The 22,021-nt window shown below is 64.7% G+C and carries 24 protein-coding genes; 7 read left to right on the top strand and 17 right to left on the bottom strand.

All coding sequences use genetic code 11. The features are described from left to right. Positions 1-11 precede the first annotated feature (11 nt). From G0A00_RS11360 to dapA, 4 genes are all read right to left on the bottom strand, one after another. The gene (locus tag G0A00_RS11360) at positions 12-1,298 is read right to left on the bottom strand and encodes a TRAP transporter large permease (RefSeq protein WP_164180487.1); all 1,287 of its coding nucleotides are present in this window, start codon (positions 1,296-1,298) and stop codon (positions 12-14) included. Next, positions 1,298-1,810 carry a TRAP transporter small permease gene (locus tag G0A00_RS11355; RefSeq protein WP_164180489.1) on the bottom strand — a complete coding sequence of 171 codons (513 nt, stop codon included), beginning with the start codon at positions 1,808-1,810 and terminating at the stop codon, positions 1,298-1,300. The genes G0A00_RS11360 and G0A00_RS11355 overlap by 1 nt, the downstream gene beginning before the upstream one ends. Positions 1,811-1,893: 83 nt before the next feature. Then, positions 1,894-2,871, bottom strand: coding sequence for a TRAP transporter substrate-binding protein (locus G0A00_RS11350; RefSeq protein WP_164180491.1), 978 nt, complete (start codon positions 2,869-2,871; stop codon positions 1,894-1,896). Positions 2,872-2,936: 65 nt separating this feature from the next. After that, entirely contained in the window at positions 2,937-3,815 is an 879-nt protein-coding gene (dapA, locus tag G0A00_RS11345; protein WP_164180493.1) for a 4-hydroxy-tetrahydrodipicolinate synthase, read from the bottom strand. Between the two features lie 143 nt (positions 3,816-3,958). Between dapA and G0A00_RS11340 the strand changes: the two genes are divergently transcribed. From G0A00_RS11340 to G0A00_RS11325, 4 genes are all read left to right on the top strand, one after another. Beyond that, entirely contained in the window at positions 3,959-4,324 is a 366-nt protein-coding gene (locus G0A00_RS11340) for a DUF1904 family protein (protein ID WP_066110110.1), read from the top strand. 66 nt (positions 4,325-4,390) lie between these two features. Continuing rightward, positions 4,391-5,533: an acyl-CoA dehydrogenase family protein gene (locus G0A00_RS11335; RefSeq protein WP_164180496.1), complete on the top strand. Its 1,143-nt coding sequence runs from the start codon at positions 4,391-4,393 to the stop codon at positions 5,531-5,533. After that, on the top strand, positions 5,530-5,973 hold the full coding sequence (locus G0A00_RS11330) for a MaoC family dehydratase (protein ID WP_164180498.1): 444 nt from the start codon (positions 5,530-5,532) through the stop codon (positions 5,971-5,973). Before G0A00_RS11335 ends, G0A00_RS11330 begins: the two co-directional genes overlap by 4 nt. Positions 5,974-5,987: 14 nt before the next feature. Beyond that, the gene (locus G0A00_RS11325; RefSeq protein ID WP_066110114.1) at positions 5,988-6,659 is read left to right on the top strand and encodes a GntR family transcriptional regulator; all 672 of its coding nucleotides are present in this window, start codon (positions 5,988-5,990) and stop codon (positions 6,657-6,659) included. A 60-nt stretch (positions 6,660-6,719) separates the two neighbouring features. On the opposite strand, the gene G0A00_RS11320 is transcribed toward G0A00_RS11325, so the two are convergent. From G0A00_RS11320 to G0A00_RS11300, 5 genes are all read right to left on the bottom strand, one after another. Further along, positions 6,720-7,313, bottom strand: a complete 594-nt coding sequence (locus tag G0A00_RS11320) for an outer membrane protein (RefSeq protein WP_066110116.1) — start codon at positions 7,311-7,313, stop codon at positions 6,720-6,722. Between the two features lie 267 nt (positions 7,314-7,580). Next, the gene (gene hydA / locus G0A00_RS11315; protein ID WP_164180500.1) at positions 7,581-8,990 is read right to left on the bottom strand and encodes a dihydropyrimidinase; all 1,410 of its coding nucleotides are present in this window, start codon (positions 8,988-8,990) and stop codon (positions 7,581-7,583) included. Positions 8,991-9,066: 76 nt separating this feature from the next. Next, positions 9,067-10,029 (bottom strand): TRAP transporter substrate-binding protein, encoded by a 963-nt coding sequence (locus G0A00_RS11310; protein ID WP_164180502.1) that lies wholly within the window; start codon positions 10,027-10,029, stop codon positions 9,067-9,069. Between the two features lie 56 nt (positions 10,030-10,085). Continuing rightward, positions 10,086-11,363 (bottom strand): TRAP transporter large permease, encoded by a 1,278-nt coding sequence (locus G0A00_RS11305; RefSeq protein ID WP_164180504.1) that lies wholly within the window; start codon positions 11,361-11,363, stop codon positions 10,086-10,088. Continuing rightward, on the bottom strand, positions 11,360-11,953 hold the full coding sequence (locus G0A00_RS11300) for a TRAP transporter small permease (protein ID WP_164180506.1): 594 nt from the start codon (positions 11,951-11,953) through the stop codon (positions 11,360-11,362). The genes G0A00_RS11305 and G0A00_RS11300 overlap by 4 nt, the downstream gene beginning before the upstream one ends. A gap of 266 nt (positions 11,954-12,219) precedes the next feature. Between G0A00_RS11300 and G0A00_RS11295 the strand changes: the two genes are divergently transcribed. Then, a complete protein-coding gene (locus tag G0A00_RS11295; protein ID WP_164180508.1) occupies positions 12,220-12,957 on the top strand; it encodes an HpcH/HpaI aldolase/citrate lyase family protein in 738 nt (245 codons plus the stop codon). Positions 12,958-12,977: 20 nt separating this feature from the next. Here the strand turns inward: G0A00_RS11295 and G0A00_RS11290 are convergent, their stop codons facing one another. From G0A00_RS11290 to G0A00_RS11255, 8 genes are all read right to left on the bottom strand, one after another. Continuing rightward, a complete protein-coding gene (locus G0A00_RS11290; RefSeq protein ID WP_235952970.1) occupies positions 12,978-13,907 on the bottom strand; it encodes a LysR family transcriptional regulator in 930 nt (309 codons plus the stop codon). A 97-nt stretch (positions 13,908-14,004) separates the two neighbouring features. Further along, positions 14,005-14,292 (bottom strand): DUF4286 family protein, encoded by a 288-nt coding sequence (locus tag G0A00_RS11285; protein ID WP_066110124.1) that lies wholly within the window; start codon positions 14,290-14,292, stop codon positions 14,005-14,007. Beyond that, positions 14,289-15,212 (bottom strand): dihydrodipicolinate synthase family protein, encoded by a 924-nt coding sequence (locus tag G0A00_RS11280; RefSeq protein ID WP_164180510.1) that lies wholly within the window; start codon positions 15,210-15,212, stop codon positions 14,289-14,291. The genes G0A00_RS11285 and G0A00_RS11280 overlap by 4 nt, the downstream gene beginning before the upstream one ends. Beyond that, entirely contained in the window at positions 15,212-16,141 is a 930-nt protein-coding gene (locus G0A00_RS11275; protein WP_164180512.1) for a dihydrodipicolinate synthase family protein, read from the bottom strand. Before G0A00_RS11275 ends, G0A00_RS11280 begins: the two co-directional genes overlap by 1 nt. Continuing rightward, a complete protein-coding gene (locus G0A00_RS11270) occupies positions 16,138-16,572 on the bottom strand; it encodes a MaoC/PaaZ C-terminal domain-containing protein (protein WP_164180514.1) in 435 nt (144 codons plus the stop codon). Before G0A00_RS11270 ends, G0A00_RS11275 begins: the two co-directional genes overlap by 4 nt. Before the next feature lie 2 nt (positions 16,573-16,574). Then, complete coding sequence (locus G0A00_RS11265; RefSeq protein WP_164180516.1) at positions 16,575-16,973, bottom strand: MaoC family dehydratase; 399 nt, start codon at positions 16,971-16,973, stop codon at positions 16,575-16,577. Positions 16,974-17,052: 79 nt separating this feature from the next. Next, positions 17,053-18,213 (bottom strand): acyl-CoA dehydrogenase family protein, encoded by a 1,161-nt coding sequence (locus G0A00_RS11260; protein WP_164180518.1) that lies wholly within the window; start codon positions 18,211-18,213, stop codon positions 17,053-17,055. A gap of 44 nt (positions 18,214-18,257) precedes the next feature. Beyond that, positions 18,258-19,460 (bottom strand): CaiB/BaiF CoA-transferase family protein, encoded by a 1,203-nt coding sequence (locus G0A00_RS11255; RefSeq protein WP_164180520.1) that lies wholly within the window; start codon positions 19,458-19,460, stop codon positions 18,258-18,260. Between the two features lie 1,020 nt (positions 19,461-20,480). Between G0A00_RS11255 and G0A00_RS11250 the strand changes: the two genes are divergently transcribed. Next, a complete protein-coding gene (locus G0A00_RS11250) occupies positions 20,481-21,206 on the top strand; it encodes a molybdopterin-binding protein (protein ID WP_164180522.1) in 726 nt (241 codons plus the stop codon). An 89-nt stretch (positions 21,207-21,295) separates the two neighbouring features. Then, entirely contained in the window at positions 21,296-22,021 is a 726-nt protein-coding gene (locus G0A00_RS11245) for an N-acetyltransferase (protein WP_164180524.1), read from the top strand.

Here is a 22,021-nt window from a genome sequence, read left to right as displayed (position 1 = left end):
CTTGAAAGAAGTCAGTCGATGAGGCCGAAGAGCCGCGGCAGGAACAGCGACAGGTCGGGAATGAAAGTCACCGCGATCAGCATGGCAAAGAGCCCGGCGAGCGGCCAGCCGAGGCGGCGCGACACCTGCAGCACCGTGCGGCCCGCGACGCTGGACGACACGAAGAGCGACACGCCGTAGGGCGGCGTCACCGTGCCGATGGCGCAGTTGAGGATCACCAGCAGCGAGAAATGCAGCGGGTCCACGCCCATCTGCGCCGCGATCGGCGAGAGCACCGGCACGATGATCAGGATCGCCGCGATGGTCTCGAGGAACATGCCGACGAAGAGGAACAGCAGGTTGGCGATGATCAGGAAGATCACTTGGCTGCTGGACACGCTGGCGATCCAGTTGCCGAGAATCTGCGGCACATTGGCATTGGCGATGAGCCACGAGAAGACGCTGGCGGTGCCGATGATCAGCATGACGGCGGCAGAGAGAGAAGCGGTGCGCAGGATCAGCCCCGGCAGCGCCGAAAGCTTCAGATCGCGATAGACGAAGGCCCCAACGAGCAGCCCATAGAAGCCCGAGACCGCGGCAGCTTCGGTCGGGGTGAAGATGCCTCCGAGGATGCCGCCAAGGATCAGCACCGGCATCCCTGCGGCAGGCAGCGCGGCCCAACCGGTGCGGCCAAGGCGCGCCATGGTGAAAGGTTCGGCGTCGCGGTAGGTCTCGCCGCCCTTCTTGGCTTGGAAGTAAGCGATGAGCATCAGCATCACGATGCACATCAGCCCCGGCAGAACGCCCGACACGAAGAGCGCGCCGATCGACACATTGGACACCACGGCGAGGATCACCATGGTCAGGCTCGGCGGGATGACCTGCGCGATGGATCCGGCGCAGGCGATCAGCGCCGCGCCGAAGTCCACGTCATAGCCCCGGCGGCGCAGCTGCGGCTGCATGATCGCCGAGATCGCGGCGGTGTCCGCCGAGCCAGACCCCGAGATCGCTGCAAGACCGGCCGCGGCGACGCAGCTCACCTGATAGAGGCTGCCGACCACCCAGCCGATCAGCGCCGAGGCGAAATCCACGATGCGGCGCGAGATGCCGCCCGCGTCCATGATCACCCCGGCAAAGACGAAGAAGGGAATGGCCATCAGGGTGAAGGAGTTGAGCCCCGCAAAGACGCGCTGGCTGACGATGGCGACCGGCACATCGGTGGTGGTGACCAGCGCCAGCACGGCAGAGGCGCCCAGCACAAAGACCACCGGGACACCGAGGGCGAGAAGGAAAACGAAGGCGGCAGCGATCACGATCATCAGAGCGCCTCCTCGGCGTCGGGTTCGGGCGGCGGAAACGGATTGTCCCAACGCTGGATGACCGAAAGCAGCAGTTCCAGCACCATGTAGCCCGCGCCGAACGGCAGGCAGAGATAGACGTATTTCATCGGCATGCGCAGCGCAGGCGAGCTTTGGAAGGTGCCCATCTTCAGCAGCGGCAGGCTGCCCCATGCGAGCGCCGCCAGAAAGGCGGTGATGACCAGCGCGATGGCGATCAGCGCGACGCGCGCCATCGGCAGCGGCAGCTGCGCGGGCAGCATGTCGATCGCCACGTGCTGGCCCTTGGCCACGGCCACGCCCGCCCCCATCAGCACCAGCCAGATCTGGCTGAAGGTGGCGATCTCGGTGGCCTGCGCGATCGAGTAGTTGAAGACATAGCGCCCGCCGACCTGCACCAGCACCGAGATCATCATCACCGTGAAGAGCAGGATCACCACGCCCGAGACGACACGGCGCAGGGCAAGGCAGAGGCGTTCGAGAAGTGCGAACATGGGCGGGCTTTCTTGCGGCAGTCAGAGGAGAGGCCCGGCCACGGGGAGGACATGGCCGGGCAGTTGGGTCGAGCTCGGGGAGCTTACTCGACCGATTTCACCAGATCGAAGATCTTCTTCTGGGCGTCCGTCTCGAGGTACTTCTGCTGCACCGGAGCGGCGGCTTCGCGGAAGGCTTCGACGTCGGGGTGGGTGATGTTCACGCCAGCTTTTTCCAGGTCACCGAAGCGGGCATTGTCGGAGGCGAGATAGGCAGCGCGCTCGGCTTTGCCGGCTGCGAGGCCCGCTTCGTCGAGGGCTTTCTGGGTGTCTGCGTCCAGCGCCTCATAGGCAGCCTTGCCCATGATCACCGGCGCGACCAGTTCCAGCCAGCCAACCACGGCCCAATCGGGCGCGACCTCATAGAACTTCTGCGAGTAGAAGTTGGTGTTGGCCGCTTCCGCACCGTCGACCACGCCGGTCTCGATGGCACCGTAAAGCTCGGTGTAGGCGATCGGGGTGGCATTGGCACCGAAGGCGTTGAACGTGTCCACATGGGCCGGGTTCTGCATGGTGCGGATCTTCAGGCCCGCCATGTCGTCGAGCGACTCGATCGGCTTTTTGGTCATGATGTGACGAGTGCCCGCCGAGAAGACCGACAACAGGTGGAAGCCCTGCGCGTCCAGCGCCGAGCCAATGGCGTCCAGCACTTCGGGATCGCTCAGCGCGCGGTCCATCTGCTCGGCATCGTCAAACAGGAACGGCAGCGAGAAAACCGACAGGTCGGGCACGAAGTTGGCCAGCGTCGAGTTGGCGGTCACGGCGATGTCCACGGTGCCCATCTGGGTGCCTTGGATGCTTTCCATCTCGTCGCCGAGGGTGGCGTTGTCATAGACCTCGATGGTCGCCTTGCCGCCCGACTTCTCTTCGAGGATCTCGGCCATCTTGCGCATGCCGACGCCATAGGGCTCGTCAGCGTTGGCGTTGTGGCTGGCCTTGAGGGTGATCTCCTGCGCGAAGGCCGGGGCGGAGACGAGCGTTGCGCCAAGCGCGACGCAGAGGGCAAGGTTGGTGAGTTTCATCTGTTTATTCCCTGTTGGGTTTCTCTCTGTTGGGGCGGAAATTTTCCCCCGGCACGGGGCCGGGATCAGGCCTCCGCCAGCAGCCCCAGATCGGTCATGATGGTTTCCAGCTCGGCGCGCTTGGCCTGCGGCAGAGGCAGGCGCGGCGGGCGCGGCTCGCCCATGGGGCGGCCGATCATCTGCATCGCGGCCTTGGTGGCCGAGACATAAAGATCACCTGCCAATGCGTTGATCAGCGGCAGGCTTTTGACATAGAGATCGCGGCCCTCTCCGGAGCCGTCGACCGTCCGCTCGAAGGTCTGCGCCGAAAGTTTCGGTGCGATGTTGGACACCACCGAGCTGTAGCCCTCGGCGCCTGCCAGATAGCTTTCCCAAGGATAATACCCGGCAAAGACCGTCATCCGGCCCTTGCAGGCCTCCAGAAGCTCGGTCACCCGGTGCACGTTCTTTGACGTGTCCTTGATGTAAGAGATGTTGTCGACTTCCGAGAGCCGCCCGACCAGCGCTGCGCTGAGATCGACATTGGCGGTGAACGGGTTGTTGTAGAGCATCACCGGGATCGACAGCGCCTCGGCGACGCGGGTGAAATGCACCACCAGTTCCTCGTCGGTGGGCGAGGAGTAATAGGGCGGCACCAGCATCACGCCATCAGCGCCCAGCAGTTCGGCCTCGCGGCTCAGCGACACCGCCTCGTCGGTCCATTCGGCGGCGGTGCCGATCAGCACCGGCACCCGGCCCGCGGCCTGCTGGATCACCGCCTCGGCGACCGCGGTGCGCTCTTCGCGGGTGAGCGACAGAAACTCGCCGGTGCTGCCCAGCGGGATGAGCCCGTGCACGCCTTCCTCGATCTGCCAGTCGACATAAGAGCGCAGCGCATCGAGATCGACGCGGCCCTGCGCGTCGAACGGTGTGACGCAGACGGTGTAGCTGCCCTTGAAGGTCATTGCGGTCCTTTCCGACTTCCTTGGCTCGGCAGCGGGTCGCCGATCCAAACCTCTTGCAGCCACGTTCGATCTGATCAGATAATGTGTCAACTCACAGAGCCAACACCGCGCCCCTCGGCGCCGCTTCCCCAAGGAGACTGACCATGCCCTTCATCGAAATCATCGACCGCGACGCGACCGAAGAAATACGGGAGGTTGCGACGAAAGACATGACTGATGGTCTCTGCCAGGCCTTCGGGATCAAGCCGGAAATCGTCACCTGCTATTATTTTTCAGCACCTCACTATTCCTACGGACATGCTGGAAAATATGGCAAAAATGCTGAAAACTTCCGCATCTTCATAAAAGTACATGCCTTCCCGCGACCCCAGGAGGCCAAGGAAACCGCCGCCCAAGCGATCACCGAGGCGGTGGCGTCTGCCTATGGGGCGAGCCCGAAGGACGTGATCGTCTACTTTTTCGACCGCAGCCCCACCGACGCCTTCCACGCCGGGAAAGCCTCGGCTTGACCGGGCGGCATCCGGCTGTGTAGCTGATGATCAGATCAAATCTCAAATTCATGAACGGAGATCACATTGGATCAGTTCTATACTGAAGAGCAGCGCATGGTGCGCGAGACCGCGCGCCGCCTCTCGGATGACGTGGTCGCCCCCGCCGCTGCCGCCATCGACCGCGACGACGTGTTTCCTCGCCCGATCTACGAAGCGCTGGCCGAGCAAGGGCTTTTCGGCGTCGCACTGCGCGAGGAAGCGGGCGGCGTCGGGCTTGATGCCATGGCCGCCTGCATCGTCATGGAAGAGATCGCGCGCGGCTCGGGCGCGGTCGGCAATGCCTTTGCGATCCCGGTCGAAGCGGCGCTGTTTCTCGACCACCACGGCTCGGAGCAGCACAAGGCGCTGATTCCCGGCATCCTCGAGGGCAAGGTGATTCCGGCCACCGCTGTGACCGAACCCGACCACGGCTCGGATGTGGCGGCGATGAAGACCACCGCCCGCCGCGACGGTGATGAATATGTCATCAAAGGCACCAAGGCGTGGGTCACTTTCGGGCAGGTGGCCGATGTGATCATGGTCTTTGCCAAGACCGATCCCGAGGCCGGGCACCGCGGCATTTCGTGCATTCTGGTGGAAACCGACCGCCCCGGCGTGATCCGCGGCAAATCCGAGGAACTGCTCGGGATGCACGGGCTCGCCGAATGCATGGTCAGCTTCGACGAGGTCCGCGTGCCGGTCACCAATCTGATCGGGCCGGAGCATGGTGCCTTCAAGATGGCGATGGAGAACTTCAACTTCTCGCGCCTGATGATGTCGTCCATGGCGCTTGGGATGGCGCAGGCGGCGATGGAGGATGCCATCGCCTACGCCGGTGACCGCAAGCAGTTCGGCAAGCCGATCTTCGAGCATCAGGCGGTGCAGTTCATGATCGCCGACATGGCCAAGGACATCGCCGCCGCCCGGCTGCTGATCCACAATGCCGCGAAACTCTATGACGCGGGCAAGCCGATCGCGCTGGAAGCGGCGCAGGCCAAGCTCTTCACCACCGACATGGCGCAGGTGCACATCTCGAACGCACTGCAGATCCACGGCGGCAACGGCTACTCGCGCGAGTTCCGGGTCGAGCGCCTGTTCCGCGACGTGCGGCTCAGCCAGATCTACGAGGGCACCAACCAGATCCAGCGCATGATCATCGCGCGGCAAGTGCAGAAGGCCTACGCATGAACCTCTTCTACGAAGACGTCGAGATCGGCCGGACCTATACCACCGGCACGCATGAGATCACCGTGGCGGATATCGCCGATTTCTGCCGCCTGACGCGCGACCACCACCCGCTGCACACCGACGAAGCCTATGCCAAAGAAGCTGGCTTCCCCGGCATCATCGCGCATGGGCTCTATGGTCTTGCGCTGATGGAAGGGCTGAAGACCGAGCTCAAGCTCTACGAGGAGACATCCATCGCCTCGCTTGGCTGGAACGATGTGCGCTTCAAGCATCCCATCGTGGCCGGCGACACGGTCTATGTGGAGATGGATTTCACCGCCAAACGCGAGAGCGGCTCGCGCCCTGCCGGAATTATCACCGAAGCGGTGCGGCTGATGCGCGATGACGGCACGTTGCTGATCGATGCCGAGCATATCAGCTTGATCCGCAAGAGCCCCTGACAGAAGGTCACGCCATGCCCAACGAAGCGCTTGCCCTCGACACCGCACAGAACTCCGTGGATCAGGCCACCCGCCTGATCCGCGAGGATATTCTTTCGGGGCGCATCGCTCCCGGCGAGCGGTTGAAGACCGCGGAACTGGCCAAGCGGCTGGGGTTCTCGACCATGCCGCTGCGCGAGGCGCTGCGCAAACTCGAGGGCGAAGGGCTGGTCGAGATCGAGCCCAACCGCGGCGCCACCGTGCGCCAGCTTGACCGCGCCTATATCACCGATCTTTTCGAGCTGAATACCGAGCTGCGCATCTTCGCCGTACGGCGCGGCATGATGGCCCTCACCTTGGAGCGGATCCGCGAGCTTGAGGCGCTGGCCGCCGAATACCGCGCGCATCTCGAGGCCGGTGAGGACATAGAGGCGATCGATACCAACCGCCGCTTCAACGCGCGGCTGGTGGAGTTTGGCGGCAATCGCGAGGCGCTGCGGGTCTTCCTGCGCGGCTGGGACACGATCTTTGCCTTCCGCCGTGGCTATGGCTACGGCACCGGGCGGCGACGGGTCATGGCCGAAGAGATGCAACTGCTGATCGACGCGCTGCGCAGACAGGATGCCACCACCGCCGAAGCGATCCTGCGGATGCAGAACGCGGCGATGATGGAAGACCTCGTCTCGCGGATCGCGCCGGAAGGCTGACCGCTTTTACTTCTTGAGACAAGGGATTGGCCCGGGCGGTATCGCCCGGGCTCTTGCGCATCAGTAGCGGTAGTTCAGCGAGATATTCAGCTGTGTCGTATCGAGCTTGAGGTCCGTTTTGTCGAAGTCTTCAAACTCGCTGTAGACGATCTCTGCGCCGATGGTCCACGTGTCCGACAGGAAGGTCTCGGACCCGAAACCGACGAAATACCCGTCGGAATCCCCCACCTTCAGGTCTCCGCCGTCGTGATAGGCACGGGCATAGCCCCCGGTGCCATAGATCATCGTATTGCCAGCATCATAGCCTGCACGGGCGCCGACGCGCAGAATGCCGGTCAGCTCTCCGGCCTCGCCAAATTCGGCGCCGATCCAGTCATACTGGACACCGCCGCCAACCACCCACGAGCCCAGATCGTAGTCGTAGTAGGCCTTGAGCCCGTAATCGCCGGTTTCCTCGTAATCGTCGTCGGCATTGCTGGTGTCAAACGCACCATAGCCAAGCTGAATGCCGACCGAGCCGCCGGTCCAATCGCGGGTCATGGGCACCGGCACGGGAACGGCAACAGGGGTGTAGACGGGCGCGGGCTCAAGGCTGCCTGCAAATGCGGGAGCGGCAGCCAGTGCGGCCAGCAGCGCGGTGCTTGCGAATTTCATGATCTCTGCTCCAATTTCAAATTATTCGAAAAGTCTTTGAGGCCCCGCCGAGGGGCATGAGAGCAGAGTAAGCCCGGCGCGAGATTCACCCCATACGTGTATCAAAAGGAAGCCGTCAGCCCGTGTCACAAGAGGCACGCTTTCTAGCCCTCTTGCGATGATCACAGGCGGCATTCAGCCTATAAGTGTGCTCTTTGAGCGGCATTCAGCCGTGCCGAACCTACTGTCACGAGAAAGGGGGCGATCCACGCCCGCCCCCTGCCCCTGTCATGCGCCGAAGGCTTGGCTTGTGCCGCGCTCGAGGTAGACGCCCGCGTCGCGCGCGCCGATCACCTCGCCCTCTTCAAAGATCGTCTTGCCGCGCAGGATGGTGCGCACCGGCCAGCCCGTCACTTCGAGCCCTTCGAAGGGCGTGTAGTCGCAGTCATGGTGCATCAGCGATTGCGAGATGGTCACTTCGCGCGCCGGATCCCACAGGGTGATGTCGGCGTCCGCACCTACCGCGATGGTGCCCTTTCGCGGGTAGAGCCCAAAGAGCTTGGCAGGGTTGGTCGCGGTCAGCGCCACGAAACGCTCGATCGGGATGCGGCCCTTCGAGACTCCCTCGGAGAAGAGGATCGGCAGCCGCGTCTCGATGCCGGGAATGCCGTTGGGCACCCAGCGGAACGAGGTGCGCGCGCCCTCTACATCCTTGCCCTTGTCATCCTCGAAGCGGAACGGGCAATGATCGGACGAGAAGATATCGAAGGTGCCGTCGCGCAGCCCCTCCCAGATCGCCTTTTGGCTGTCGGTGTCGCGGGGCGGCGGAGAGCAGACGTATTTCGCCCCCTCGAAATCCATGTTGAGCCCTTTGAGGTCATCAGCGGTGAGCGTGATGTACTGCGGGCAGGTCTCGGCCCAGATGTTCATGCCGCGCCGCTTGGCCCATTGGATCTGCTCCATCGGATCGCGGCCCGAAACGTGGACGATGGTGATCGGCACATCGGTCAGTTCGGCGTGGCTGATCGCGCGGTGGGTGGCCTCGCGCTCGACCGACTGCGGACGGCTTTCGGCGTGGTAATAGGGCGCGGTCTTGCCCGCCTCTTCCAGCCGCTTGGCCATGTAGCGGATCGCGTCGTAGCCCTCGGCATGGACCATGACCATGGCCTTCTCGCGCCGCGCCACATCGAAGACATCCAGCAGCTGCGCGTCGTTCAGCACCATGTCGTCATAGGTCATGAAGACCTTGAACGAGGTATAGCCCGCCTTGACCAGCGCCGGCAGTTCCTGTCCCAGCACCTGCGGCGTCGGATCGGTGATGATCAGATGGAACGAGGTGTCGACGTAGCACTTGCCCTCGGCAGCCTCGTGATAGGCCTGCACCGCTTCGCGCAGTGACTGGCCCTTCTGCTGCAGGGCAAAGGGCATGACGGTGGTGTTGCCGCCCGCCGCCGCGGAGCGCGTGCCGCTCTCAAAGCCGTCAGCCATGACCACGCCGCCGCCCTGATGCTGCTCGAGATGCACATGCGCGTCGATGCCGCCCGGAAGCGCCAAAAGCCCCGCTGCGTCGATCTCTTCGCGCGCTGGGCCGACGTCTTCGGCGATGGTGACGATGCGCCCGTCCCTTATGCCGATCTCCGCTCTGATGCGGTCGGCGGCAGTGACGATCTCGGCGTTGCGGATGGCAGTATCGAGCATGCTTCGGTCTTTCCTCAAATTCGGATCGGACCCGCGGCGGATAGGGAGGGAGACGCCGCGGGCCCGAAGGGCCTGCTTACTTGGTCAGCGCTTCGAACAGCGCCTTCTGACCTTCGGTGGTAAGCTGGCTTTCGTAAAGCGGCTGTGACGCTTCGATGAAGGGCGCGGTGTCCGGCTCGGTGATGGTCACCCCGTGCTCTTTGAAGCTGTCGAGCAGCGGCTGCTCTTGATCGACGACATACTGACGCTGCCACGCGGCGGCTTCCGAACCGGCGTCCATCAGCGCGGTCTGGATGTCCGCGGGCAGCGCGTCGAAGGCGTCTTTCTTCATGGTCACCGGCGCGGTCATGTTGAGCCAGCCGACCAGCGCGAAATCGGGTGCGACTTCATAGAACTTCATGCCGTCATAGCCGGTGGAGGCACCTTCGGCCCCGTCAACCACGCCCGACTGCAGCGCGCCGTAAAGCTCCGAATACGACATCGGCGTGGGGTTGGCGCCATAAGCGCGGAAGGCCTCGACGTGCACCGGGTTTTGCATGGTGCGGATCTTCATGCCGGCGAGGTCATCCATGCTCTCGATCGGCTTGGAGGTCATCAGGTGGCGGATGCCCGAAGAGAAGACGGCGAGCAGCTGAAAGCCCGAGCCATTGGCCGAGGTTTCCATCATGTCCCAATTGGCGTCGACTTTCTCGCCAAGCGCGGGGATCGAGGGAAAGAGGAACGGCAGATCGAAAACCTTATAGTCCTCGACGTAGTTCGAAAGCATGGCGTTCGAGGTCATGCCCATGTCGAGCGAGCCGAGCATGACGCCCTCGACGGTCTGCTGCTCGTCGCCAAGCTGGCCACCGGCATAGATCTCCAGCGTGGCGGCGCCGTCGGTCTTTTCTTCCAGCAGTTCCTTCATCTTCTGCAGGCCCATGTCCTGCACCTCGCCCGCGGCGTTGGTGTGGGCGACCTTGAAGGTGTAATCGGCGGCAAAGGCAGGCGCCGCGGCGAATGCGGCCAGCGCCGCGATTGTGGTGAGAACCTTGTTGGACATTGCTGTTTTCTCTTTCTTTTTTGGTCGGTGAGTGGTGGTAGGGCGGCGCCCCTCGGTCACAGCAGGACCGAGGGAAGCCAAAGGGAGACGGCGGGCACGAAAGTGACCAGCAGCAGCGCCACGAGCATGCAGCCAAGCGGCAGCCAAACCTTGCGCGAGACCTGCTCGATGCGCCGTCCCGCAACGGTGGAAGCGACGTAAAGGCAGATGCCATAGGGCGGCGTGATCAGCCCGATCGAGAGGTTCAGAGCGGTGATCACTCCGAACTGCACCGGGTTGATGCCGTAGCTTTGCGCCATGGGCAGCAGGATCGGCAGCAGGATCAGCACCGCCGAAATGCTCTCCATGAACATGCCGACGACGAGCAGCAGCAGGTTCACGATCAGCAGAAAGACGATGGGGTTGTCGGTCACCCCGGTCAGCCAGTCCTTGAGCATCGCCGGGAAGCCCTGCGTCGCGATGATCCACGTAAAGACCGAAGCGGTGGAGATGATGATCAGCACCGTGGCCGAAAGACTGATCGCCTTGAGGAAGATGCGCGGCAGATCGCGCGGCTTCAGCTCGCGGTAGATGAACATGGTCACGATCAGCGTGGTAAAGAGCGCCACGCAGGCCGCCTCGGTGGCGGTGAAGATGCCGCCGACGATGCCGCCGATGATCACGATGGGCACCAGCAGGCCGGGGGCCGCGTCGATGAACCCGGCGCGCAGGCGCTTGAAGGTGAACGCTTCCTGATCGCGGTAGGCATCGCCGCCGCGCTTGGCGTAAAGCCAGCAGCCGACCATCAGACCGATCATCACCAGAAGGCCCGGCACGATGCCGCCAAGGAACATGGCTCCGATCGACTGGTTGGCGGTGATGGCGATGACGATCATCACGATCGACGGCGGGATGATCGAGGCGAGCGAGCCCGAGGCCGCGATCACCGCCGAAGCAAGGTCGATGTCATAGCGCCGCTTGCGCATCTCCGGGGTCATCACCGCGCTGATCGCAGCCGTGTCCGCCGAGCCAGAGCCCGAGATCGCCGCGAGGCCGGTGCCGGTGACAATGGACACCATGTAGAGCGAGCCGGTGATCCATCCCACAAGCGCGCTGGCGAGGTTGACGAAGCGCCGCGCGATGCCGCCCGCCTCCATCAGCAGCCCCGAAGCCACGAAGAAGGGGATCGCCATCAGGGTGAAGGAACTGATGCCGCCGTAGACCCGCTGCGCCACGATCGAGATCGGCGCGGTGGTGGTCAGTTCGATGGCCAGCAGGGCCGCGATGCCAAGCGCCAGAACGATGGGCGTGCCCGAGATGAGAAGTACGAGGAAGCCGCCGCCTGCCCAGATCATGCCGCCGCCTCCGCGTCCTGCGCCTGTTCGGCGCTCTGATCAACGCGGCCCGGGTGCAGCACCTTGGGCAGCGAGGTCACAGCAATTTCGATCAGGAAGTAGCCAAAGCCCACCGGCAGCGCCATGTAGGGGATCGCCATGGGAATGCGCAGCGCCGGGGATTTCACCACGAAGCCGATGGCCAGCATCGACAGCGAGCCCACCACAACCACGCCGAGGAACCACAGCCCCAGCAGCAGGCTCGCGCCATTGCAGAGGCGCTGCACCGGCAGCGGCGCCTTGCGGATCAGCACGTCGACCCCGACGTGCTGGTTGTAGCGCATGGCGATCCCGGCCCCCAGAAGCGTCAGCCAGACCTGCGCGAAGGTGGCGGTCTCCTCGCTCCAGGCGATCGAGTAGTTGAAGAAGTAGCGGCCGATGATCTGTGCGGCGATGGCGCAGGCCATATAGGCCAGCAGCAGCGGCGCCACCCCATCGACCAACCGGCGCAGCAGGGTCAGGCAAAATTGCAGAAATCTGATCAGGTTCGGGGTCGGCGCGCCTTGCTGCGCGCCTGCCGTTCCGCCGTTGCTGGTCGTCCGATCGTGCATGGACGCACCTCCTTTTGTCTCGGTGGTGCCGCGGGTATCCAAGGGCGGACCCAGCGTCACCGTCGCCGGTTTTCATAGGAGGTTACCGCCAAGCGGACGGCACGGAAGCTATCGGACTATAAATATCGTGATAGGAAGTATTTAACGCGCCGCTTTTTCTAATATTCCGCAGAAATTCGATCTAGCCTCCAGATGACACAAAAACGTGCAGATCAAAAATCGGTCTAAATATGAGTATCAGATCAAATATGATGCAGGATGAAAACATGGCAACCCCGAAGTTCGGCCTCGCCTTCTGTCTTCTGGGCCGCGCCGAGGCGGTTCTTCTGGCCCGCGGCGCGGGATTCGATTTTGCGGTGATCGACATGGAGCACGGCCCGCTCGGCATGAGCGAGCTTGGGCAGGCCGCGGCGGCGGGCGTCGCGGCGGGTCTGCCGGTGTTCGGGCGGGTCACCGGCCCCGGCTCGCCGGATATCGCGCGGGTGCTGGACTGCGGCGCAAGCGGGGTGATCGTGCCGCATGTGGACAGCGCCTCGGACGCCCGCCGCATCGCCGAGGCCTGTCGCTTTGCACCGCGTGGCACGCGCGCGCTACCTGGCCCTCTTCCTGCGCTGGATTATCGCGTGGTGCCCGCGGCAGAGTTGACCGAGGAAGCCGAAAAAGCGGTCAAAGTCATCGCGATGATCGAAAGCGCCGCGGCGCTGGCCGCGGTCGAAGACATCGCCGCCGAGCCCGGCATCGACATGCTGATGATCGGCAGCAACGATCTGGCCGATGGCATCGGGCGGCGCGGTCAGCTCGATCACCCGGATGTGGCCGCAGCCTTCGCAAGGATCGCGGCGGCAGCGACGGGCAACGGCTGCGCTTTTGGTGTGATGGGGCTGCCGCTGGCGCTGCTGCAGAGCCACGCGCTGGACCTTGGGGCGAGCCATATCGTCGCCACCAACGAGACCAATCTGATTGCCGAAGGAGGCGCCGCGCTGCTGCGCCAGATGCGCGGTTAAGGTCTGAGGCCCGTCCCGGCTCAGACCTGAGCCGGGCGCTGGCTTTCCGCCCTGACCTCGGCGAGCCTCAGCGCCACACGCTCGCGGAACGCCTTGATGAAGCGCTGGGTCTGGCGCGAAGGGGTCTTGGTCTTCAGCATGGCCGCCGAAAGACCAAAGCTCAGCTCGGCGGCATAGGGGCGCACCACCAGACCGGGCCGCATGGCGCTATGGGCCGAAAGCTCGTCGATCAGCGCCACGCCCCAGCCCTCGCGGACAACACGGGCGGCGGCGTTCATAAAGCGGGTCTCGATCGTCGGACGATAGTCGAGCCCCTGCGCGCGGAAACTGTCGGCGAGCATGAGCCCGATGCGGTTGGCCACCTGCGGGCCGACCATCGGGCGCTCGGCCAGATCTTTGGGGCTCACCGCGTCGAGCTTCGCCAGCGGATCGCTTTCGTCGCAGAGCACCACCGCGCGCAACTCGTCCACTTTTTCGTAGGTCAGCGCCTGCCGCTCGTAGGGCGAGAGCATGAAGGCCACGTCGGCCACCCCGTTCTCGACCACCTGCAGCACGCTGTCGAGCAGTCGGGTTTCGAGCGAGACCTGAATGCGCGGGTAGTCGCGGGCATAATCGGCGATCACCCGCGGCAGCACCCCTTCACTCAGCTCGGCGGTAGAGGCGATGCGGATGCGCCCGATCCGCCCCATCCGCAGATCCGCCGCGCGCTGGTTCACCGCGTCGCGTAGCAGGAACAGCGGCTCGGACTCTTCAAGCAGGATCAGCGCCTCTTCGGTGGGCGACAGGCGATTGCTGACCCGCTCGAAGAGCGGAAAGCCCAGCACGGTTTCGATGTGCCGGATGGTGTTGGAGATCGAGGGCTGGGACATGCCGAGGCGCTCCGCGGCGCCGACGGTGGTACGATACTGCACCACGGCGCGGAGAATCTCGAGCTGACGAAGGTTCAGCATGTCGCCGATGGGATACCCCTGTCGTTGCTTTGCCTTTGCCGGTTTCTCTTGACCTGACTTTGCCAGTCCCGGCTTTCCCAGTCCCATACGGGCCGCCTCAGCTTTGCGTCAGACGGATGCGGTGAAAGTTGCGCACCTTGTCAGTGAACGGCCCGAAGCCTTTGATAGCATTGAATTCGGGCGTTTCATAGGCCTCGGGACCGGTGATCGTGTAGATCGCCACATGGCGCGGTCCGCCCTCGATGCATTTCTCGCGGCGCGCGTCCAGCCAGCCCGGGCAAGCAAGAATGTCGGGCAGATGGGTCTTTTCGTACCACTCGTCGAAGGCGGCCTCATCCTCGGGGTCGATGTCGACAAAGACGATATGGGTTTGCAGTTGGGTCACAGGATCAGCTCCAGACAGGGACAAAGGGCGGTCATCAGCGCGGCAAGCTCCGAAGGCTCGATGCGCGGCGTGGGGGCGCGGCAGGCCGGGCTGTCGATCCGTCCCAGTTCGGCAAGGCAGGCCTTGAGGCGCGCGGCGGCCAGATGGCCGGGCGCGGCATAGACCAGCTTGGCCAGCCCAAAGAGCGCCTCGTGGATCACCCGCGCCTCTTCGATCTCGCCAGCGCGGACATGGGCGTCGAGCCCGGTGATCAGTTCCGGCACCAGCGCCGAAAGACTGACCGCCGAACCGTCGCTGCCAAGCATGAAACAGGGAAAGAGATGCTCGTCGCCCGAGGCCATGACGGCCACGTCGGGGCGCATCTCGCGGGCGATGCGGCGGGTGACCTCATAGGCTTTGGTCTCCCAGCTGCCTTCCTTGATGCCGACCACGCTGTCGATCTCGAGCAGCTGGCGCAGCACATCCGGCGTATAGGCCAGCTTGAAGGAGCCGACCGAGCCCTGAAACAGGTAGACCGGCGCGCCGGTCGCCTCGGCGATGCCGCGGTGATGCGCGACGATGGCGCGCGGATCGGCCCCCAGCGCCCAAGAGAACGGCGCGAAGACCATGATCGCATCGGCCCCGGCGCGCAGCGCGGCCTGCGCATCGGCGGCGGCGGTGGCGGTGGTCTCGGCACTGACCGCGGCGAGGATGCGGCGCTTGCCGGCCACCTCGCGCGCGATGCGCACCACCTCGGCCTGCTCGGCGCGGGTCATGTGAATGCCCTCGCCCGCATGGCCGTTGAGCAGCAGACCCGCCTGCCCCGGATCGGACAGCACGGTCTGGAAGTGCCGCTCGAGGCTGGCGCGGTCAAGCGCGCCCTCCTCGGTCATCGGGCAGATCGTCGCCGCGTAGAGACCGCCATGCGCCGCCGCACTCATCACAGCACCTCGGCGGCGATCAGCGCCTTGCGCACGCCCTCGCGCACGGCCTCGGACTGCGGCAGCAGCGGCAGACGCGGCGCGGCGTTCTTGATCACGCCCATCATCTGCAGCCCGTCCTTCATGCGGGTGTGCATGTCGATCACCGGCGCCGGGCCGTAGATCGCCCGCACCACCGGATAGAGCCGGTCGTTGGCGGCGCGCATCTTGGCCAGATCCATCTCTTCCGACGCCTGCCACAGATCGGCCAGCAGGCCGGGCACGAGGCTGGCAAGGCCCGACAGGATACCGTCACCCCCCAGAGCGACCTGCGCAAAGAACCAGTGGAAGTTCGACGGCAGGATCGCGGTGTCGGGGCCTGCGGCCTTCACCGCGCGGCGGTTCTCGTCATAGGCCAGCAGCGTCGCCGAGCCTTCCTTGATCGCGATGACCTCGGGGATCTGCGCGATCTCGGCCAGCACCGGGGTCGCGAGGCCAAAGCCCGAGCCGATGGGGAACTGAAAGTGCGACAGCGGCATCTGGATCTCGCGCGCCAGAAGCTCATACATTTTCACCGCCGCCGACGTGTTGGCATTGCCGCCGCCAAGCGCCTCGGGCGGGAAGATCACCGCCACATCAGCGCCCGCCTCGCGCAGCATCTCGGCCTGACGCAGCGCGTCGGGGATGCCGGTCGGCACGATGCCCGCAAGCAGCGGCTGGTCCTTGTGGATCTGGTCGCGGGTGCGCTTGATCACCTCGACCTTCTCGGCGTCGGTGAGCGCGGTGGCCTCGCCCGCGTGGCCGTTGACGAAGACGCAATCGGTGGTCTCGGGCTTGGCGCAATGGTCGAGCACGGCGGAATAGCCGTCCCAGTCGATCGCGCCCGCCTCGTCGAAGGGCAGCACGGTGGCAACGGTGATGCCGCGAAGATCCTTACCGGTCAGGGTCATGCGATTACTCTCTTTCTCGGAAATTTCAGCGTGGCGTCGACTTTCAGTACCTCGACGCCCTCTTCGTTTTTCGCGCTGGCCTGCCAGTCGACGGTGCGGTTCTCTTCGTCCTTGCCGGAGATCCAGATGTCGAAGGTGATCGTGTCGCCGTAACGCACAGCGCCGGTGAACCAAAAGCAGTCGCGGATCGACACACCGACGGTGCCCACCAGCTCGGCGGTCAGCACCGAGGTGCAGATGCCCGCCACCAGAATGCCCGGCGCCAGCCGTTCGCCAAAGCGGGTGGTCGAGGCATAGCCCTCGTCCACATGCACCGGGCCGAAATCGCCGCTGGCGGCGATATACATGGCGCCATCGGCCTCGGTGATGGTCTTCGAGACGCTGACGCGGTCGCCCACCTCCAGCTCGTCGATATTGCGGATGTCATACATGCTCAGGCCCCCAGCGGCAGCATGCGCGCGCTGCCAGTGATCACCTCCTCGCCCTCGACCAGAACCGACAGGCTGCAGGAGATAGCCTCGGGCGAGGCCTCGGTGACGGTCGCGGTGGCGGCGAGCGAGCTGCCCACCGGGAAGGCGCGGGAGAAGGAGACCGAGAAGTCGCCGATGCGCCATGCGGGGCCTGCGAGGCGGCCAAGCGCGGTGGTCAGCAGGCCGGAGGCGGCCAGCTCGAAGACCGACATATCGGCAAGGCCCGCGCTCTTGGCATGGGCCCGGTCGACGTGGGTCTTGGTCATATTTCCGGTGATGCCGGTGAAAAAGCCCTGCTCGGCCACGGTCATCGTCTTGCGGAAGGTGATGGCGGCCCCGGTTTCGGGAAGATCCTGTGTCATCGCTGTCTCGTCTGTTGCGCCGGGCCGGGGGCCAGCCCCCGGACCCCCGGCGTATTTGGGGAACAATGAAGGGGGCGGCTCAGAGCGTCAGGCCGCGCTTGATCACCGAGCGGGCGATCAGCATGCGGTGCACTTCCGAGGTGCCGTCGTAAATGCGGGTGACGCGGGCGTCGCGGTAGATGCGCTCGAGCGGCAGTTCCTTGGTGAAGCCGTAGCCGCCAAAGACCTGAATGCCGCGGTCGGCGACGCGGCCGAGCATTTCCGAAGCCTGCACCTTGACCATCGACACTTTGTCGCGCGGGTCGAGGCCCTGATCGACTTCCCATGCGGTGTTGAGCACCATCATGCGGGTGGCGAAGATCTCCATGGCGCTGTCGGCGATCATCTGCTGCACCATCTGGAAATCGCCGATCGGCTGGCCGAACTGCTGGCGGGTGGCGGCATGCTCGCGCATCATCTCGAGCACGCGGCTCGCCATACCCACGGCGCGCGCGCCGATGTGGCCGAGGCGGATGCCGCCGACATTGGCCATCATCACCTTGAAGCCGTTGCCGACCTCGCCCAGCACATTGCCCTTGGGGATGCGCACATCGTCGAAGTTGAGCTCGGCATGGCCGTAGCCGCGGTGGCCCATCATCTTCTGGTTCCGTGCCACGGTGAAGCCGGGGGTGCCCTTGTCGACGATCAGCAGGGTGATGCCGCCGCGGGCGCGCTTCTCGGCGTCGGTGACCGCCATGACGATCACGTAGTCGGCGATATCGCCGTCGGAGATGAAATGCTTGGTGCCGTTCAGCACCCATTCATCGCCGTCGAGATAGGCGTTGGTCTTGATCGCCGCCGCGTCCGAGCCGGCGCCGGGCTCGGTGATCGCCATGGCGCAGATCTTGTCGCCCTTGACTGTGGGGTAGAGGTATTTGTCGCGCAGATCACCCTCGAAGGCCTCCAGCATCGGGTAGACCTGCCCGAAGATGCGCCGGATCAGCGCGTCGGAAGTCTGGCCGAGCTGCTCTTCGACGAGGCACATGTCCATCACGCCGAGGCCCGCGCCGCCGACCTCTTCGGACATGTTCATCGCGTAAAGGCCCAGCTCCTGCGCCTCGGCCTTCACCGCCGCCAGCTTCTCGGGCGGGATCTGCGCGTGCTCTTCCGTCTCCTGCTCGAGCGGCTGGACCTTTTCGCGAACGAAACGGCCAACCGCGTCGGTGATCATCTTCATCTCGTCGGAGATCGTGAAATCCATCTGTCTTGTCCTGCTGGGTATCTTGCTTGGGAGGGTGGCGCGGCTCAGCTGCGCATCTTGTCGGTTTCGACCACGGCGCCCGAAGCGATCAGCGCCTCGATCTCGTCTGCGGAGAGACCTGCCTCGGCCAGCACCTCGCGGGTTTGCCCGCCGAGCGCCGGGGGCGCACGGCGCACGGGCGGGGTCTCGCCGTCGTAGCGCACCGGATGCGAGAGCATGACCATGGGCGTGCCCTTGCCGCTTTCGACCTCGGTGAAGGCATTGAGGTGCTGCACCTGCGGGTTGCTCTTCAGCCCATCGTAATCCTGCACGACCTCGTGCCAGACCCCGGCCTCGGTCAGCTTGGCCACCGCCTCTTCGGTGCTCAGCGCCGCCATGCCCTCGCTCACCATGCGGGAGATCTCGCCGCGCTTGGAAAAGCCTTCGTCGGCGGAGAGCTCTGCCAGTTGCGGCAGGCCGAGCGCACCCGACAGCTGCGGCGGCGTCGACATGGAGATCATCACGTGGCCATCTTTGGTGGCGTAGATGCCGTAGGGCGCGGGGCTGAACCATGTGGCCATACCGTCCGAGCCGCGCGGCCCGGCGCGATCCGCGCCATTCATCCATGCGGTGATCGACTCGCCCTGCAGATCCATCGCGGCCTGCAGCATGTTCACCTCGACGCGGCGGGCGGTGCCGGTGCGCTCGCGCTCGAAGAGCGCCGCGACGATGCCTGCGACCGTCAGCGCGGCCGCGTGGTGGTCGATCGGCACCGAGCCGACCGCGACAGGGCCGCTTTCCATGCTGCCGGTATGCGCGGCGAGCCCGGCCATGGCCTGCAGCAGCACGTCCTGCCCCGGGCGCTTGGCATAGGGGCCATCGGCGCCGTAGCCGGTGGTTGTGGCGTAGATGATGCGCGGGTTCACCTTGCGCATCTCAGCCTCCGACAGGCCCAGCTTGTCGAGCGTGCCGGGGCGGAAGTTTTCCATCACCACATCGGCGGTCTCGATCAGCCGCTTCACCGCCGCGATGCCCTCGGGCGACTTGAGGTCCACGGCGATCGACCGCTTGTTGCGGCCAGTGGTGATATGGTTGACCGACGTGTCATCGACAAAGCGGTTGGCCACCGCCCAATTGCGCTGGAAGGCGCCATTCAGCGGCTCGACCGTAATGACATCGGCACCGATGTCGCCAAGGTGCTGCGCGGCCGCCGGGCCGGACAGGAAGTGGTTGAAGCTCAGTACTCGGATGCCATCAAGCGCGCCCATGTCGGTCCCTCTGGTTGTTTCGAGAGAGACCCTAGGTCAGATGCGGAGGCCTGAGAATATATCTGACTATGATAACTCAGCCGCCGAAAATTCGAAAAACGAATAGACTGGGGAGAGGCGAGTGATGCGCTTGCTGTTGCCTTGTCAGAAACGCGAACAGGCCCATGCCGAGAACGTTCCCGGTGGGTCTATCAGGCCTTTAAGTGCTGATTTGTCAGGAGAGGGGAGCAGCGGCGATCCCAGGGAGGAGGAGAGGGATCGCCGCCAATTTCCGGAGCTCAGGGAGGAGGAGAGAGCCCCAGGAAACCCGTTGACGCATCGCTGCGTCGTGTCTTGAAGTTAGCCAATGCTGCAGCGCCGCACAATGGTCAGCTTTGCAGACCTGTCTTGCCGTGACGTCATAGCAACAGGCGCGCGATGCCTCTGCTCAAAAGGTGAGCAATAGAGGGCATCTGCTGTTTCTGGAATGAGGGAAGTTTGCGAACTGAGTGCACGACCCGAAACATTTGCTCATACATTGAGCAAATGCGCCGAGCGACCCACAGAATGATCGGCCCGGTACAAAATTTTCTATGCGCCGGTTGCGCGCTGGTAAACGATGCTTAGCTGAAGGGGTATCCGGCCGCCCCAAACCCTCCCGAAGGGGCGACCGGATCGTTGCAGATGGCTACTCCTCCCAAAGCGCCATCATGCTGGTCGATCTGCTGAGCGCCTTGCGCCAGTGGGTCGACCGGAATGTCGTGTCGTGAACACAACACATGAAGAATTGGTGACTGTCCAGTGATTTCTCACCGGCAGACGTTGCGTCACAGCCTCCATTTTAGGCAAGCGGCTGACTGTGAAGGCACCCCGCGCACGCATAAGGAGAGCGCACGTCGCATCCAGCAGCCCGACCGACGCTCACAAAAGCCGGCATTCCCTTTGACTGCAGGGGTTTGAAAGCTCCGCGCCGGGGCCTATACCATGGGCAAGCCGCGATCAGCGCGCCCTACCCCAAAAGCCCTGCGAGGAGCCCGGACCATGCCCAATCCCACCGCCGCCATGCTGGTCATCGGAGATGAAATCCTCGCCGGTCGCACGCGCGATTCGAACATGCACTATCTGGCGCAGGAGCTGACGAAGCACGGCATCGACCTGCGCGAGGCGCGGATGGTGGCGGACGAACATGATGCCATCGTCGCGGCGGTGACCGCGCTCAAAGACGCCCATGATCACCTCTTCACCTCGGGCGGGATCGGCCCGACCCATGACGACATCACCGCCGACGCGGTAGCAGGCGCCTTTGGCGCGTCGATCGGCGTGCGGCAGGACGCTTATGACCTGCTGGCCGCGCATTACGAGCGGTCGGGACGCGAGTTCAACGAGGCGCGCCAGCGTATGGCACGCATCCCCGAGGGCGCGACGCTGATCGACAACCCGGTCTCCATCGCGCCCGGCTTCACCCTTGGCAATGTGCATGTGATGGCCGGTGTGCCGTCGGTGTTCGAGGCGATGGTGGCCTCGGTGCTGCCAAAGCTGACCGGCGGCGCGCCGCTGCTCTCGCAATCCCTGCGGATCGAACGCGGCGAAGGCGAGATTGCCGGACCGCTGGCGCAGCTCGCGGCGGATTTCCCCGATCTGTCGATCGGATCCTACCCATTCCAGAAAGATGGGATTTACGGCGCGAACATCGTCATCCGCGGCGCCGAGGGCGCGCGGGTCGATGCGGCAATGACGCGCCTCGCCGCGCTCTTTCCCGCAAGCTGACCGGGCCGATTGCCCTCGCCCGCCACAGCCGCCATAGATGATGGCAAGGATGTAACCCGTACCGGCCGCGCCGCCGGCAGAGTGCCAAGATGACGCCAGACCTTCCAAGCCTCTACGCCACGATCGACACCACTTGGCCCGCCGCCTCAAAGGTGGCCGCGGGTCCGTGGCTGCTGCGACAGGGCGCGGGCGGCGGCAAGCGGGTGTCGTGCATCACCGCCGAGGATGGCTGGAGCCCCGACGATCTGCAGGCCGCCGAACAGGCGCAGCGCATGATGCAACAGCAGCCGCTCTTCATGATCCGCGCCGGAGAGACGGCGCTGGACGTGGCGCTCGACTCCCGCGGCTATGAGCTGATCGACGAGGTCAACCTCTGGGCCTGCCCGATTGCCCGGCTGACGCAGACGCCGCCGCACCGGATGAGCGCCTTCTCGCTCTGGGAGCCGCTGGCGGTGATGCGCGAGATCTGGGCCAAAGGCGGCATCGGCCCGGCGCGCGTCGGGGTGATGGAACGCGCCGAATGCCCCAAGACGGCGCTCTTCGGGCGCGTCTCCGACAAGCCTGCCGGGGCGGGCTATTGCGGCATCCACGACGGCATCGCCATGGTGCACGCGCTGGAGGTTCTGGGCGCGCACCGCGGCAAGGGCGTTGGCAAGGCCATGATGCGCCGCGCCGCGATCTGGGCCGAGGACCGGGGCGCGAAATGGATGTCGGTGGTCTGCCTGCGCGACAACGAAGCGGCCAATGGCCTCTATGCTTCCCTCGGGATGGTGCTTGTGGGACAGTACCACTACCGCATCAAACCCGGGACATGA

The organism is Salipiger sp. PrR002 (genome assembly GCF_010500775.1).
Taxonomy (GTDB): Bacteria; Pseudomonadota; Alphaproteobacteria; order Rhodobacterales; family Rhodobacteraceae; genus Salipiger.
The sequence above is the reverse complement of the archived record's forward strand: the minus strand, read 5'-3'. Positions and strand labels throughout refer to the sequence as shown.